At 68.8% G+C, this 14,335-nt stretch carries 14 protein-coding genes and 1 CRISPR repeat array (1 of these 15 running past the window's edge); of the genes, 13 read left to right on the top strand and 1 reads right to left on the bottom strand.

Annotated features, from left to right (window positions below):
* The first annotated feature begins 41 nt into the window (after window positions 1–41).
* Window positions 42–551, top strand: coding sequence for a hypothetical protein (locus ACIBQ6_RS34715; protein ID WP_397217091.1), 510 nt, complete (start codon window positions 42–44; stop codon window positions 549–551).
* 93 nt (window positions 552–644) lie between these two features.
* Here ACIBQ6_RS34715 and ACIBQ6_RS34710 read toward each other — a convergent pair whose 3' ends face one another.
* Window positions 645–2,030: a hypothetical protein gene (locus ACIBQ6_RS34710; RefSeq protein WP_397217090.1), complete on the bottom strand. Its 1,386-nt coding sequence runs from the start codon at window positions 2,028–2,030 to the stop codon at window positions 645–647.
* A gap of 293 nt (window positions 2,031–2,323) precedes the next feature.
* On the opposite strand from ACIBQ6_RS34710, the gene ACIBQ6_RS34705 reads away from it, so the two are divergent.
* From ACIBQ6_RS34705 to ACIBQ6_RS34650, 12 genes are all read left to right on the top strand, one after another.
* Window positions 2,324–2,491: a hypothetical protein gene (locus ACIBQ6_RS34705; RefSeq protein WP_397217089.1), complete on the top strand. Its 168-nt coding sequence runs from the start codon at window positions 2,324–2,326 to the stop codon at window positions 2,489–2,491.
* 89 nt (window positions 2,492–2,580) lie between these two features.
* Window positions 2,581–2,796: a hypothetical protein gene (locus ACIBQ6_RS34700; protein WP_397217088.1), complete on the top strand. Its 216-nt coding sequence runs from the start codon at window positions 2,581–2,583 to the stop codon at window positions 2,794–2,796.
* On the top strand, window positions 2,793–3,092 hold the full coding sequence (locus ACIBQ6_RS34695) for a WhiB family transcriptional regulator (RefSeq protein WP_397217087.1): 300 nt from the start codon (window positions 2,793–2,795) through the stop codon (window positions 3,090–3,092). The genes ACIBQ6_RS34700 and ACIBQ6_RS34695 overlap by 4 nt, the downstream gene beginning before the upstream one ends.
* A gap of 178 nt (window positions 3,093–3,270) precedes the next feature.
* On the top strand, window positions 3,271–3,435 hold the full coding sequence (locus tag ACIBQ6_RS34690; protein ID WP_397217086.1) for a hypothetical protein: 165 nt from the start codon (window positions 3,271–3,273) through the stop codon (window positions 3,433–3,435).
* Complete coding sequence (locus ACIBQ6_RS34685; RefSeq protein ID WP_397217085.1) at window positions 3,432–3,653, top strand: hypothetical protein; 222 nt, start codon at window positions 3,432–3,434, stop codon at window positions 3,651–3,653. The genes ACIBQ6_RS34690 and ACIBQ6_RS34685 overlap by 4 nt, the downstream gene beginning before the upstream one ends.
* Window positions 3,650–4,750: a DUF2637 domain-containing protein gene (locus ACIBQ6_RS34680; RefSeq protein WP_397217084.1), complete on the top strand. Its 1,101-nt coding sequence runs from the start codon at window positions 3,650–3,652 to the stop codon at window positions 4,748–4,750. Before ACIBQ6_RS34685 ends, ACIBQ6_RS34680 begins: the two co-directional genes overlap by 4 nt.
* On the top strand, window positions 4,747–6,966 hold the full coding sequence (locus ACIBQ6_RS34675; protein ID WP_397217083.1) for a cell division protein FtsK: 2,220 nt from the start codon (window positions 4,747–4,749) through the stop codon (window positions 6,964–6,966). The genes ACIBQ6_RS34680 and ACIBQ6_RS34675 overlap by 4 nt, the downstream gene beginning before the upstream one ends.
* A 142-nt stretch (window positions 6,967–7,108) precedes the next feature.
* Complete coding sequence (locus ACIBQ6_RS34670) at window positions 7,109–7,330, top strand: hypothetical protein (protein WP_397217082.1); 222 nt, start codon at window positions 7,109–7,111, stop codon at window positions 7,328–7,330.
* A gap of 100 nt (window positions 7,331–7,430) precedes the next feature.
* Window positions 7,431–8,354: a bifunctional DNA primase/polymerase gene (locus ACIBQ6_RS34665; RefSeq protein WP_397217081.1), complete on the top strand. Its 924-nt coding sequence runs from the start codon at window positions 7,431–7,433 to the stop codon at window positions 8,352–8,354.
* A complete protein-coding gene (locus tag ACIBQ6_RS34660) occupies window positions 8,351–9,688 on the top strand; it encodes a hypothetical protein (protein ID WP_397217079.1) in 1,338 nt (445 codons plus the stop codon). The genes ACIBQ6_RS34665 and ACIBQ6_RS34660 overlap by 4 nt, the downstream gene beginning before the upstream one ends.
* A gap of 209 nt (window positions 9,689–9,897) precedes the next feature.
* Complete coding sequence (locus tag ACIBQ6_RS34655; RefSeq protein ID WP_397034421.1) at window positions 9,898–10,095, top strand: helix-turn-helix transcriptional regulator; 198 nt, start codon at window positions 9,898–9,900, stop codon at window positions 10,093–10,095.
* Window positions 10,095–11,504, top strand: a complete 1,410-nt coding sequence (locus ACIBQ6_RS34650; protein ID WP_397217077.1) for a tyrosine-type recombinase/integrase — start codon at window positions 10,095–10,097, stop codon at window positions 11,502–11,504. The genes ACIBQ6_RS34655 and ACIBQ6_RS34650 overlap by 1 nt, the downstream gene beginning before the upstream one ends.
* 378 nt (window positions 11,505–11,882) lie before the next feature.
* A CRISPR array of direct repeats spans window positions 11,883–14,335; the repeat unit is 37 nt; unit sequence GTGGCGGTGGCCCTCACGGGCCGCCGAGAGTCGCAAC; it runs 985 nt beyond the window's last position.

Below are 14,335 nucleotides of genomic sequence, written 5' to 3'. Positions count from 1 at the left end.
TCGCCCCGATTGTCCTCGCCGCCTTGGCAACGGAGGTCACCATGAAGCACTCAATGGTCGCTACTTTCGTTGTCGTCGTCGCAGCCACGTCGGCATGCACGTCCGACTCTCTTCTCGCACAGAAATCCCCCGTCGTCAGCACCACACTGGAGCGGCAATGTTCTACTCAGTTGTGTCGTTGGACGGTCGGCACTGATCCCGCGATCCTCGTTCAGGAGGGCAACGGAAGCCAGTTGATGCCTCTGAAGGCACGGCTGGAATGGATCGATGGAGAATCCTGCCTGGTTATGGTTGCAAAAGATGAGCGGCGCACACGGACAGTGATTCCCATGTGGCCGAAAAGCGCTGTGCCCATTCGTGCCGGCGGAAGACGCGGCGTCACGCTACCAGGAGTAGGGCGTTTTCTAGATGGAGACGCTCTCAAGGGTGGCGGCACCTGGATCTTGCCGAACTTCACGCCGTCTTACCGCTTCGCCGGTCCACCGCCAGCCCGATGCGGCAAGCACGATGGATACTTCATGATCGACGCGATGGGGTTGACACACGCGTAGCGGCGTCACAATTAGCGCCTGAGTGCATCTCACCGTTGCGACTTTGGACGTCGGCGTACCCCCGAGCGCTGGCTCTGCCTGCAGTTCGTGGGGTCATCTTGCTGCTACGGCTTCTGAACGTGCCCGTGTCAGCGACGCCTCGGTGTAGGTCCTGAAATCCCGTACCAGCGGATCATTCTGGAAGCGGGCGAGCTGGCCTATGAACTCCCGGACATAGCGGCGGGTGCGGGCTGACCGGAGGTCGGCCACCGTGGCTACAACCTCTCGAGCCACGGCGATGCCCTGCTCCAGATCGCCCCCTGCCACGTGACTCGTGGCGAGAATGGTTCGCACGAACGACAGGCTTCGCACGTAGAGGCTCTCCGAGAGCTTCACGCTTTCCAGCACTTGGTCTCTTGCTCGATGGTGCTGTCCCAGGTCTCGGAAGCAGTGTGCGAACTCGGCCGCCAGTTCGGCCTCGTCGAAGTATCTGAGCCAGACCGGGTCGTCCTCGGGATTCCGGCGCTCGAACCATCGCTCGGCTTCACCCAGCGCACGACTGCAGCCGACCTGGTCGCCTTGGGAGGCGAGCGCGCGAGCCTCCATCGCGTTGAACAGGGCCATGGCCGTCGGAGTGGACGCGCCTTCGGCGCCCATGCGGGCGGATCTGGCGAGGTTCGCCGCCATGCCGTAGTGGCCCAGGTAGTTGGCCTGGTGGCTCATCCCGGCCAGGATGCGGCCGCCGAGCATTCGATCGCCAGCCTCGCGGGCCAGCATGAGAGCCTTGGTCATGTACTGCTGGGCCAAGCCGTGCAGCCCTGTGTCGTAGGCCATCCAGGCGGCCAGGCGCAGCATGGCCGCCGTCTCCGAGAGGAACTGCCGGCCGAGCGTCGTGTCCGGGCGTACGTGCTTGAGCAGTGGCTCGATCTCCATGGCGATGTACTGGACGACCGTGGAGCGGGCATGTCCGCCGCCGAACCGATAGTCGAGCTTGGCGAACAGGGCGGTCGTCTCTCGGACGGCTTCGACGCAGCCCGCGGTGATCAGGCGGCCTTCGGCGCACGACCGTACTGAGCCTTCAGGTGTCACCAGCCACGTGACCATGGAGTCGTTCCAGGTGTTGGGGGACACCTCGCTCTCCACCACGCGGGGGTTCGACGACAGATCTCCTGAGATCAGGACCGCCACATCGTCAGCGAAGCCGCCGGCCTGCTGCTGGGAGGGGACGACGAAGGGCGTCGCCTCGGCGTACATCATGCCGATGTCGCGGACGCTGACTCGCTCGCCCAGCTTGCGGCCGAGGGCCTCGGCGATGAAGTGCGGGGTGAGTCCGCGGGGGTGCATTCCGTCCAGCCAGCGTTTCACCGACACGTGATCGCAGCGGATGTCGGCGCCGTGAGTCGCGGCCACGTCCTGCACCCGTCGCGCCAGGGCCTTATTCGAGCATGCGGCTCTCGCCATGACCGCCGCGAGCTGGTGATTCGGCTCTCGGAGCTTCATGGCACTCCCGTCGCGCAACGGCTTCACAACCCTGGGTGATCACGATGTCGCAGACAGTTTGCACCCCCTCCGGGTCGTAGTGCACCCCCCTTCGCTCAATTGCACCGTCTTTTGAACGCTGCCGTACCCCCTGACCTGCGCGGTTTTCTGGTGCCACGAACACGGCGGGTCCCGAAAGGACCTTGACGGACCTGCCAAGCCTGTTCTATACCTGTACAGGACAGCTTTTCTCATGAGAGGGGCTGCCACCAGGAGAAACAGGCTTCGCGACGACCAGAAGGGACCATCGCCCGATGCCTGCTCTCCGACCCCGCCGTTTCCTGCCCACGGTGCTGATGATCATCGCGGCCTTCTTCGTGGTCACTCAGCCCCACAAGGCCGCGGTCGCCGTCAACACCACCGTGGACGCCGTACAGAAGATCGCCCAAGCCCTGACCGTCTTCAGCGACGGACTCGGCTGAACCACACCAAACGGAAGAAGCCGGGGCGCGGCCCAAAGTCGCCAAACCCGATCCGCGCCCCGGCACCCCTTAGAAGAGGTGTCTCAACTATGACCCACGGGTCCAACAACACACAGCCCACGTCCGACCTCGACCTGCCCATGCGGGCCGTCACCTGGTCAGCCATCCAATGGACCTGCCTCGTCTGCGGTGGCGCCGAGGAGATCGACCCGGCCGAGGAGGCGCCCACTCCGCCGATCTGCCCGTCCTGCCACCAGCTCGCCGTCGCCGAGGCCCTCGCCACCCTGCTGGGGGTCCGCCGATGAACGAGGTGACCACCAGCCGGGGCGACGAGCAGCTGTCCGACCTTCGCGACGTTCTGGTGAACGCCGACCCGGCCTGCGAGAGCGACGACGCCGAGCTCTTCACCGGCCCTGACCTGTTCGAGCCCGAGCCGGACGACGTCCGGGAGGCCCGCGAGGCGAAGGCCAAGGCGTTGTGCGCCGAGTGCCCGGCCCGCGCGGCCTGCCTGGCGTACGCGCTGGCCGTGGTTCCCGAGGCCGGCGTCTGGGCCGGCCTGACCATCGAGGAGCTCCGCGACCTGCGGGAGGTGGCCGCCTGATGGCTCGCTTCCAATGCGCCGACTGCGGCCGGCGCTCCCGTAGCCCGTTCGGGTGCCGTGGCTGCGGCGTCCGTCGTCAGGTCGAGGTCTGTACGGCTCACGGCACGCGATGCCTGCCCGGCTGCCGTATGTGCCGCATCCTCGCCCGCTCACAGTCCGGCATTTGAAGGGAGGTCACATGAACGCCATTCGCCTGTCGCCATGGCTGGGCACGTGCTGCCCGCGCTGCAGGGCCCAGCTCGACGGCGGCCCCGTCCAGTTCTACTGCGCGGCCTGCCGCCACTCGGTGTTCGCCGCCGACCTCGACCACGAGGTTCACGTCCCGCTCGGGAGAACCGCATGATCACTGTTCTGCTCTATCTGGTGGTGTTCGCCGCCGGGTTCCTGGCCTGCGAGCTGGTACGCATCGCCCAGGAACGGTTCCGCGTCCACCAGGTCGTACGCTTCAGCGTCCACTCCGCCGGATCGCCCGACAAGGTGCTCCGCGTGTGGTCCAGCCGCCGCGCCAACTGGTGCAACCGGCCCGGCTGCCTGCGCTGCTGGGGACGGCGGAGCCGATGACCGCCGCTGTCTACGGACCTCGTCCGCTGAGCGAGGGCGAACAGACCGCCGTCTCGGTCACTGCCGCCGCGGTGGCGAGCCTGGGCCTGCTCGGCTTCGTCATCAGCTTCGCCACGGTGGCCAGGGCCGCCGAACCGTCCTTCGGCTGGTTCGCCTGGATCGTTCCACTCGGGATCGACCTCGGCATCGCGGTCTTCTCGGCGCTCGACATCGTCCTGGCCAGGCTCGGCATGCGCCTTCGCCTGCTCCGGCTCGTGCCATGGGCGCTGACCGCCGCCACGGTCTATCTCAACGTGGCCGCTGAGGACACCCTGTTCGGGATCATCGCCCACGCGATGCTTCCCGGCCTGTGGGTGGTGGCGGTGGAGGTCGGCGCGTACGCCATCCGCAAGCGTGCCGACCTGACCAGGCCCGACCACATGGAGTCCATCCGGCTCTCCCGGTGGGTGCTGGCCTTCCCATCCACGTTCGCCCTGTGGCGCCGGATGGTGCTGTGGGAGATCCGTTCCTATCCGAACGCCCTCGGCCGCGAGCGCGACCGCATCCTCGCCCGCACCGACCTTCAGGACCGGTACGGCCGGCTGTGGCGCTTCAAGGCCACCCGCCGCGAACGAGCGCTCTACCGGCTCGGCGAGCTGACTCCTGACCGGATCCGACTCGCACCCGTGCCCGAGCGTCCCGCCCTGCCACCGAAGCCCAAGCACAAGGCAACCAAGAAGGCCGCCCGACGACCCCGTGCCGACGTGGACGACCTGATGCCGCTCGGCCGGAAGATCGCCGCCGACCACGAGGCGCGCAAGGTCCAGCTCACCCGCGACCGGCTTCGGGACGCCATCCGGCAGACCGGTCAGTCAGTCTCCACCGACCGTGCCGGGGCACTCCTGGTCCGCCTGCGGACAGAACCACCGGACCGCACGCCGACCGCTGTCGCTGAGGCGGTCGGACCGCACGGCCCGACCGCGGACGACCGACCGGACGAAGCGCGGTCCGACCGCGCACCGTCGCAGAAGCAGGGCGCGGCCTCCACTCCGCCAAGAACAGCGGCCGCGCCCCACCACCCCGCTACCGCCAAGGCACACGAGGTGTACTCATCATGACCCACACACCGCACGAGCCCGACCGCCGTCCGGAGCACGGTCGTGAACTGCACGGCTTCGAGTGGCCCGACCGCGATGAGGACGAGAACGGCGAGGCCGAGGTCGTCCCTCTCGACTCCCGCCGGCGTGCCCGCCAGACCGAGGACGCCGAGCCGGACGACGAGGTCCTGGACCACGAGTCCATCGACATCGCCGACCGCGTCATCGGCCCGCCGGTCGACCCGCCCGACGAGGACGCGGTACCGCCTGCGGCGCGGACCGCCCAGCGTCGCGCGCCCATCATCCCGGCCTGGCTCCGTACCTGGCAGTCCATCCGAGCGATGATCGTCTGGCAGGCTCGCGACACCGCGTACGTCCTGGGCTACCACGCCGTTCGCTCGCCGAAGTACCTGCTCAAGGCGCTCTGGTACGCGGTGCCCGGCGTCTTCAAGTCCATCGGCCGGCTGCTGCACTGGGCAACGGCGGAGGAAGGCAACTGGGCCCTGCGCCAGTACGCCGCTGACCGCAACGACCCCGAGATGTGGCTCAAGCTCGACAAGCAGCGCCAACGCCAGTCCCGCTGGCGCTGGTCGGTCGTGCTGGCGCTGACCATCACGGCCCTGGCCGGCCTGCTGGTCTTCCTGGCGGCGGACCTGCCTGGCTGGGCACGCCTTGGCACGCTGGTTCTGGCCGTCCCGCTGCTGGCACGAGCCGGCCGTCCCGCCGACAGCCCGATCACGGACCGTGTGAGCGACGGTCCGCGCTACCGCAAGCTCACCGCCGAGCTGGTACGCCGCGCGCTGCTCCACTGCGGCATCTCCGGCATCACCCAGGCCGTCAACAAGGATCCGAACGCGATCAGCTTCCCGCAGGAGATCCACCGCGACGGCCCCGGACACCTGGCCATCATCGACCTGCCCTTCGGGGTGGAAGCAGCCGAGGTGGTGGCCCGCCGAGGCCGCCTCGCCTCGGCCATGCGCCTCCCCATGGACCAGGTCTGGCCCGAACCGGCCGCCGGCCACCCCGGCCGCCTCGCCCTGTGGGTCGGCTACGAGCCCTCCTCGCAGATGAAGCAGCCGCCCTGGCCGCTGCTGCGCGACGGCCAGGTGGACGTGTTCAAGCCGTTCCCGTTCGCCACGACACCACGGATGGAGACCGTCAACGCCGAGCTGGTGTTCCGCAACTGGCTCGTCGGCGGACAGCCCGGCTCCGGCAAGACGTTCGGGCTCAGGCTCGCGGTCCTGGCCGCCGCCCTCGACCCGCGCGCCGAGCTGCGCATCTACGAACTGAAGGGAGTGGGGGACTTCAAGGTCCTGGAACCCGTCTGCACCGAGTACGGCAACGGCTTCGACGACGAGACGATCGCCCGCTGCGCCGCGATGTTCGCCTGGCTCTACAAGGAGTGCGAACGCCGCTCCAAGCGCATCGCCCACTACCACGCCCTCGGCAAGGCGCCCGAGAACAAGGTCACACCCGAACTGGCCTCACTCAAGGGCTCGGGCCTGCACCCACTGATCGTGACCGTGGACGAGATCCAAGAGCTGTTCCTGCACCCGCAGTACGGCAAGGAAGCCGGCGAGATCTGCGAGAAGGTCATCAAACTCGGCCGCGCCCTGGGCGTGATCCTGCTCCTGGGCACCCAGATCCCCGACAAGGACAGCCTGCCGACCGGCATCACCCGCAATGTCAACACCCGCTACTGCATGAGCGTCGCCGACCAGACCGCGAACGACATGATCCTCGGCACCTCGATGTACAAGCAGGGCTACCGCGCCACGGTGTTCCAGCCGGTGATGGAGGCCGGTTGGGGCATCCTCGCCGGCCTCGGCAAGCCCGCCGCCCGCCGCTCCTACTACCTCGACACCACCGACGCCGACAAGGTCATCGTCCGCGCCAAGCGGCTCCGCGGCCTGGCCGGCACCCTGCCCGAACCCGGCACCCAGGCCCGCGAGGACGCACCCGTCTTCGACGTCCTGGCCGACCTGGCTGAGGTCTGGCCCGCCGGGGAAACAGCGGCCTGGAACGAAGCCCTGTGCACCCGCCTGACCGAACTCCGTCCCGACGTCTACACCGGCTGGAAGTCCGAACAGCTCACCAGCGCGCTCAAGCCGCACGGCCTGCGGGTCGGTGACATCGGCCGCCGCATCGACGGCAAGCCCGTCACACGGCGCGGCATCCGCCTCGACGATCTCACCGAGGCCATCGCCGAGCGTAACCGTCAGAAGCGCTCCGGCTGACCCGTCACGGGGCTGCTAGCGCTAGTAGCCGACCCTGCTAGCGCTAGCACCCCCGCTAGCACCAGAAATGCGTTCTGGCCAGGCCGTTAGCACGCTAGCGGCCCTCCTCGACCACGCCCGAAAACCGGCCCAGGAGGCTGTCGTGTACCTCGCCCTGCTCGTCGCTATCACAACGATCATCAGCACGCTTTGTTACGCCGCGAAGTGCTACATGAGCCCGTTCGGCCGCTGCCGCAAGTGCCAGGGCAAAGGCCGCTTCCCGCAGCGTCGGGGCATCCGCTACTGCCGCCGTTGCGACGCCACCGGCCTTCGCCTACGTCTCGGCCGCCACGTCTGGAACTACGTCCGCCACCTGCACCACTGACGGGAGCGGCCCCGGCGCACAGCCACCAAGCACGACGCCGGGGCCCATGCCCCAACCGATCATCGGCCCCGCGGGGCCGACTCAAGGAGCAACCACCAGCATGACACCTCATCCGCCCCGCCAGACGCGGTCCTACGCCCTGGCCGCCGCCGCCCGAGGCTGGCACGTCTTCCCACTCACACCGGGGGACAAGGTGCCGCTCAAGGGCTGGAAGTGGAAGGAACACCACACGATCGACGCCGACACCATCAGCCGCTTCTGGACCGGCACCTCGTACAACATCGGCATCGCCACCGGCCCGTCGAACCTCGTCGTCATCGACCTGGACACCCCGAAGAACGGCGAGCAGCCACCACCACCCTGGAACCGACCCGGCGTCAACGACGGGGCGGACGTCCTGGCCCTGCTGTGCGAGCAGGTCGGCCAACCGCTACCCCTGGAGACCTTCCAGGTCCGGACCCGGCGCGGCGGCACCCACCTGTACTTCACCGCACCCGAAGAGCTGACACTCGCCAACACCTCCGGCGCCAAGGGCCAAGGACTGGGCTGGCTGATCGACACCCGCGCCTGCGGCGGTTACGTCGTCGCTCCGGGCAGCTACGTCGACCTCCCGGACGGCACCGGAACCTACGACACCATCCACACCGCCGAGCCCGCGCCGCTGCCGTCCTGGCTGGCAGAGCGGCTGGCGCGCACCGACCACGAGCACCAGCCGGTCCACGTCTCGGTCCATGACGTCCTGGCCGCCCTCGGCAACCAGTCCACGGGCTACGCGATGACCGCACTCCACAACGAGCTGCAGCGCGTCCTCGACGCCGGGCCGGGAACGCGCAACCACACCCTGAACGCCGCCGCGTTCGCCCTCGGCCAGCTCGTCGCCACGGGCCTGCTGCCGCACCGTCTGACCGAGGACGCCCTGCACACCGCCGCCCAGGCCATCGGCCTGTCCCCCCGAGAGGCCGCCGCCACCATCCGCTCCGGCCTGACCGCCGGAGCACGCCAGCCACGCCGGGGGATCGCATGACCAACCCACTCGACGCCACCACCATCCTGGAGAACCTCGACGCCCATGCCACCATCACCCGCCTGCACCGCGACCAGTCCGGCGACCCGCCCCTCGGCCTGCCGGTCCCGCCGCCGGCCGCCGACCCTGCCATGTTCTACGGCCTCGCAGGGGAACTGGTGAAGGCCGCCGACCCGTCCACCGAGGCCGACCCGGTCGGCGTCCTGGTCTCCGCGCTGTCCGCCTGCGGTGCGGTCATCGGCCCCGGACCGTACGTCCAGATCGGCAACACCCGCCACCCGCTCCTGATCTGGCCGCTGCTGTTCGGCCGCACCGGCTCCGGCCGCAAGGGGCAGGCCACCGACACGGCCGAAATCTTCCTGCACCACGCCGGCATTGGCTACGGCGACCTCTGCGTCACCGGCCTGTCCTCCGGCGAAGGACTGATCGAGCGCATCCGCGACCCCGACAGCCCGGACGACCCCGGCGGCACCATGGACAAGCGCCTGTCGGTCACCGAGCCGGAGTTCTCCACCGTCATGGCCCGCGCCAAGCGCGAGGGCTCCACGCTCGGCACGATGCTCCGCCAGGCATGGGACGGCCGCACCCTCGCCGTACTGACCCGCAACGCCTACCGAGCCTCGAACCCGCACATCGCGATCATCGGCCACATCACGCCCAAAGAGTTCCGCATGCGTCTGGCCGAGGCGGACATGGCCGGCGGCTCCTACAACCGCTTCCTGCCCATCTACGTCGAGCGCTCCAAGCGCCTGCCCATCCCGGAAGGCGTCGCGCCTGACCTGCTGGCCAGCCTCAGCGGCGAGCTGCACGACGCCGTCAAGGCCGCCCGCCAGATCAAGCGCATCGCCCTGGACGAGGACGCCCGCGCCTACTGGTCCGCTGAGCTGTACGAGGAGTTCACCGCCGCCGACGACGAAGACCACGCCTGGACCGAGTTCACCCGCCGCTCGGCCCCGTACTGCCTGCGCATCGCCGCCCTGTACGCCGCCCTCGACGCTCGCGCCCACATCACCACCACGGACCTGGGAGCCGCCGCCGCCCTGGTCCGCTACTCGATCGCCTCAGCCGTGTTCGTCCTGGACAAGCAGATGCGCGACCCGAAGATCGACCGCATCCGCCGCGCCCTTGACCAGGCCGCCGGCACCGGCCTGACCCGCTCGGAGATCAGCGCCTTGTTCTCCCGCAACGTGCCCAAGCAGACCCTCGACGAGCTCCTGACCAGCCTGACGGCCACCGGCCAGTACGAGACCTTCACCACGCCCACGGGTGGCCGCCCGTCCGTCCGCTACCGCCGCACCAGCCCCGACGAACAAAGAAGAAACAAGACCTCATGACCTACGCAGCAGAGCACGCCGCAGCGACAACGCCTTCACAGAAGGACAGCCCTTTCTTCGTCTGCCACGAACGAAGCCGATCACCACCATCCCGGCTCCACCACGCGCCGACCTGTTCTTTCTTCTTCCTTCGTCCTGATCGACTCCCGGCCCACAGCCACCAAGCACGGGGCCGAACACCCAACCACCTGATCCGCAAGGAGCCGCACTTGGCCACCGGCACCACCCAGCGAGGCATGCTCACCCTCGCCGACCTCTGCACCGAACTCCAGATCTCCCGCTCGACCTTCTACGACTGGCGAGCCAAGGGCCGCGCCCCGCGCTGCCTCAAGCTGCCCAACGGCGACCTTCGCATCCGCCGTGCCGACCTGGACCGCTGGCTCGCCACGATGGAGGACGCCGCCTGATGAAGGACATCACCTACAACGTCCGCGTCTACGCCATCGAGACCCGCAAGAACGCAGCCGGCAAGGTCACCTCCTACCGCGTGGCCTGGCAGACCACCACGAAGACCTGGAAGCGCTCGTTCAAGCTCGCTGCCCAGGCCGACACCTTCCGCGGTGCCCTGCTCACCGCCGCCCGCAGCGGCGAAGGCTTCAGCACCCTCACCGGCGAACCCGTCTCCTGGGGACGCACCGACCGACCCGAGATGAGCTGGTACGACTTCGCCTGCAAGTTCGCCGACATGAAATGGAAGAACGCCGCCGCCAAGTACCGCCAGGACATCGCCCGCGCCCTCACCGCCGCCACACCCGCCATGTACACCACCACCCGAGGCAAGCCAGACGGCCGCGCCCTGCGCTCAGCCATGCACCGCTGGGGCTTCAACACCAAGCAACGCCAGCAGGCGCCCGACGAGGCCGCGGACGCGCTGCGCTGGCTCGCCGACAACACCAAGCCCATCTCCGCACTCATCGACGACGCCGGCCTCGTCCGCGACCTCCTGGAGTCCGCAACGTCCCTGCTGGACGGCACCCGCGCCGCTCCCAGCACCGTCCGCAAGCACCGCATGCTGCTGTCCAACGCCCTCGACTACGCCGTAGAACTCAAGCTCCTACCCGCCAACCCGCTCAAAACCCTGAAGTGGAAGCCGCCGGCCAACGCCTACGAGGTCGACCGGCGCAGCGTCGTCAACCACAGCCAGGCCAAGGCGCTCCTCGCGGCCGTGGCCGCCCAGCGGCCAAGCGGCGAACGCCTGGTGGCCTTCTTTGCCCTGTACTACGCCGCCCTGCGCCCAGAAGAGGCCGTCAACCTACGCCGAGACAACATCACTCTCCCGCCTCAGATCACGGATCCAGAGACTGGAGAGCTGGCGGAGTTGGCCAACGCCTGGGGTGAGCTACACCTCCTCAAGGCAGCGCCCTACGCCGGCCGAGACTGGACAGATAGAGGCACGGCCCGAGAGGAACGCCCACTCAAGCACCGCGCCCAAGGCCAGACCCGGACGGTGCCCGTACCGCCTCCCTTGGTCCGTATCCTGCGAGCCCACCTCGCATCCTTCGACATGGGAGCAGGCGGACGCCTCTTCTATGGGGTCAAGTCCACGGATCTTCCGTTCATCACCTATCGCCGGGCGTGGAGGGCCGCACGCAAGGCAGCCTTGACGGACACGGAATTCGTCTCACCCTTGGCTGTCCGGCCCTACGATCTCCGCCACGCCTGCGTATCCACATGGCTCAACGCAGGCGTCCCAGCACCACAGGTTGCCGAGTGGGCAGGGCACAGCGTAGATGTCCTGCTGCGCATCTACGCCAAGTGCATCGTCGGCCAGGAAGAGGCCGCCAAGCAGAGAATCTCAGACGCCCTCAAAGCATAGGAAAAGCTTCGGGGCGTCCGATTCACGGATCGGACTCCCCAAAGCCGCTCCTGTTCCTAAGATCCATCTAGGCGCACTTCAATGCAGGTCATCTCTCAATGTGCTCGTGCAGTCCCCCATGCTGCTCGGAGTGCTATCGCTGGATGAGGATGACGGGAAACCGTTGAAGAGCGTGGCCTACTACCGGCGAACATGTGCTGATTGTCAGTTGTTGATCCTAGTCTCGTTGGGAGCGGCTTTGTCAGCGCTTCGGAACCTGCAGTGCTCATACGACACGCTGGGTGTTCCGAAGGAGATTTGGGCCCATATGGTGCTTGTTAAGTGAATTTCTGGAAGAACTGTTCTGGGCTTGAGATGCGTATGACCTGATCAGATACCGTGGCGGTGGCCCTCACGGGCCGCCGAGAGTCGCAACTCGACGGGCAGACCGGCCGGGCCAAGCACCTGGAGGTGGCGGTGGCCCTCACGGGCCGCCGAGAGTCGCAACCCGAGGAGGACAACGAGGGCCTGGCCGCCGCGCTGTGGCGGTGGCCCTCACGGGCCGCCGAGAGTCGCAACCTCGGGGTTGCGGGAGCGCACGCTCGAACGCGTCAGGGTGGCGGTGGCCCTCACGGGCCGCCGAGAGTCGCAACGCTTTGCCTGCACATTCCCGAACCCTTACGGCCTAGGTGGCGGTGGCCCTCACGGGCCGCCGAGAGTCGCAACGTCAGCACAGGGGTCTACACAATCGGCGGGTGGGGTGGCGGTGGCCCTCACGGGCCGCCGAGAGTCGCAACACCTTCACCGGCCGCACCAAGGCCGGCGGCAACTGGGGTGTGGCGGTGGCCCTCACGGGCCGCCGAGAGTCGCAACCTGATCAAGTCCCCGGCCTACCGCCAGCCGCTCCCCGGTGGCGGTGGCCCTCACGGGCCGCCGAGAGTCGCAACCCGATAGTCGGGGTCGTCCCAGGCGTCGCCGTGCTCGTGGCGGTGGCCCTCACGGGCCGCCGAGAGTCGCAACTGGATCTCCAGCCCCAAGCGCGCCCAACTCGCCCGCAAGGTGGCGGTGGCCCTCACGGGCCGCCGAGAGTCGCAACCTCTGCTGCCCGCTGATGTGCGGCCTGTTATGGCGTGGCGGTGGCCCTCACGGGCCGCCGAGAGTCGCAACTTCCTGGGCGGGCACTGGCGCACCCCCGAGAACGGGTGGCGGTGGCCCTCACGGGCCGCCGAGAGTCGCAACCTGTTCACCCTGGACGAGTCGCCGCTGGCCAGCCGGTGGCGGTGGCCCTCACGGGCCGCCGAGAGTCGCAACAGCGGGTCGTCTCCGAGCTCCTTCTTCGCGGCGGTGGCGGTGGCCCTCACGGGCCGCCGAGAGTCGCAACACGAAGCACGGCAGCTTCCAGGCCAAGGAGTACCAGGTGGCGGTGGCCCTCACGGGCCGCCGAGAGTCGCAACGGTACGGCCGGAGCCACGCCGGGGGTGACGACAGGTGGCGGTGGCCCTCACGGGCCGCCGAGAGTCGCAACCAGAAGGGCGTCGACTGGGTCAAGGGGATCGTCCAGTGTGGCGGTGGCCCTCACGGGCCGCCGAGAGTCGCAACGGCTCGCCCCAGCCCAACGCGGACCGCATGCGGTCGTGGCGGTGGCCCTCACGGGCCGCCGAGAGTCGCAACAGCCTCATCCCGGGCGTGAACACGATCACGCTGGGTGGCGGTGGCCCTCACGGGCCGCCGAGAGTCGCAACGCCCAGACCGGCCGGGCACACCTGACCGCCCGGCAGTGGCGGTGGCCCTCACGGGCCGCCGAGAGTCGCAACCTGCGCCAGCAGCTCGCGAAGCTGCTGGAGGAGAGGGTGGCGGTGGCCCTCACGGGCCGCCGAGAGTCGCAACGGCAAGCAGGCGTGCGTCCTGTGCGACCAGCCGGCCGTGGCGGTGGCCCTCACGGGCCGCCGAGAGTCGCAACCGCCACACCTGGGTCAACAGGCAGCAGGAGGCCATGTGGCGGTGGCCCTCACGGGCCGCCGAGAGTCGCAACTGGTCTGCATGCCTCTGGCAGGGCGTCGGGATGGCGTGGCGGTGGCCCTCACGGGCCGCCGAGAGTCGCAACTCCTCGGGGGGTGGCCCGCCCGGCGCGCAGGCCGGGGTGGCGGTGGCCCTCACGGGCCGCCGAGAGTCGCAACGACGTCAACACGGCCATGCCGACTGCGATCATCGGTGGCGGTGGCCTTCACGGGCCGCCGAGAGTCGCAACTATTTCCGGTTGGCCGGCCATTTGGGTATGACCGGTGGCGGTGGCCCTCACGGGCCGCCGAGAGTCGCAACGCGACGGGCCGGTCCCGGCCGGTCCGCCGCGAGCCGTGGCGGTGGCCCTCACGGGCCGCCGAGAGTCGCAACGGCAACACGCCGACACCACGGCTGGAACTGCGATGCGTGGCGGTGGCCCTCACGGGCCGCCGAGAGTCGCAACCTCCTGGAGGACCCGAACGTGGAGCCCCTGGGCCCGGTGGCGGTGGCCCTCACGGGCCGCCGAGAGTCGCAACAGCGTGTACGTGGTGACTGGGGCTGGTCTGGGGAGTGGCGGTGGCCCTCACGGGCCGCCGAGAGTCGCAACAGGACTGAAGGCGAACTCGTTGACGCGCTGACGAGTGGCGGTGGCCCTCACGGGCCGCCGAGAGTCGCAACCAGTCCCAGCTCTTGCTGTGGACGTCCGTAACACCGTGGCGGTGGCCCTCACGGGCCGCCGAGAGTCGCAACGAGCTGTCGGTCAGTAGGCGTGCGCTTGGGCTTGGGTGGCGGTGGCCCTCACGGGTCGCCGAGAGTCGCAACGCATGACTGTTCGCATCACTGCCTTCTCG

It is taken from the genome of Nonomuraea sp. NPDC049655, from assembly GCF_044465465.1.
Taxonomy (GTDB): domain Bacteria; phylum Actinomycetota; class Actinomycetes; order Streptosporangiales; family Streptosporangiaceae; genus Nonomuraea.
The sequence above is the reverse complement of the archived record's forward strand: the minus strand, read 5'-3'. Positions and strand labels throughout refer to the sequence as shown.

What these genes read in the sequence shown, in the direction of transcription:
- ACIBQ6_RS34715 (WP_397217091.1), top strand. Translation starts at nt 42, where the DNA reads ATGAAGCACTCAATGGTCGCTACTTTCGTTGTCGTCGTCGCAGCCACG.
- ACIBQ6_RS34710 (WP_397217090.1), bottom strand. Translation starts at nt 2,030, where the DNA reads ATGAAGCTCCGAGAGCCGAATCACCAGCTCGCGGCGGTCATGGCGAGA.
- ACIBQ6_RS34705 (WP_397217089.1), top strand. Translation starts at nt 2,324, where the DNA reads ATGCCTGCTCTCCGACCCCGCCGTTTCCTGCCCACGGTGCTGATGATC.
- ACIBQ6_RS34700 (WP_397217088.1), top strand. Translation starts at nt 2,581, where the DNA reads ATGACCCACGGGTCCAACAACACACAGCCCACGTCCGACCTCGACCTG.
- ACIBQ6_RS34695 (WP_397217087.1), top strand. Translation starts at nt 2,793, where the DNA reads ATGAACGAGGTGACCACCAGCCGGGGCGACGAGCAGCTGTCCGACCTT.
- ACIBQ6_RS34690 (WP_397217086.1), top strand. Translation starts at nt 3,271, where the DNA reads ATGAACGCCATTCGCCTGTCGCCATGGCTGGGCACGTGCTGCCCGCGC.
- ACIBQ6_RS34685 (WP_397217085.1), top strand. Translation starts at nt 3,432, where the DNA reads ATGATCACTGTTCTGCTCTATCTGGTGGTGTTCGCCGCCGGGTTCCTG.
- ACIBQ6_RS34680 (WP_397217084.1), top strand. Translation starts at nt 3,650, where the DNA reads ATGACCGCCGCTGTCTACGGACCTCGTCCGCTGAGCGAGGGCGAACAG.
- ACIBQ6_RS34675 (WP_397217083.1), top strand. Translation starts at nt 4,747, where the DNA reads ATGACCCACACACCGCACGAGCCCGACCGCCGTCCGGAGCACGGTCGT.
- ACIBQ6_RS34665 (WP_397217081.1), top strand. Translation starts at nt 7,431, where the DNA reads ATGACACCTCATCCGCCCCGCCAGACGCGGTCCTACGCCCTGGCCGCC.
- ACIBQ6_RS34660 (WP_397217079.1), top strand. Translation starts at nt 8,351, where the DNA reads ATGACCAACCCACTCGACGCCACCACCATCCTGGAGAACCTCGACGCC.
- ACIBQ6_RS34650 (WP_397217077.1), top strand. Translation starts at nt 10,095, where the DNA reads ATGAAGGACATCACCTACAACGTCCGCGTCTACGCCATCGAGACCCGC.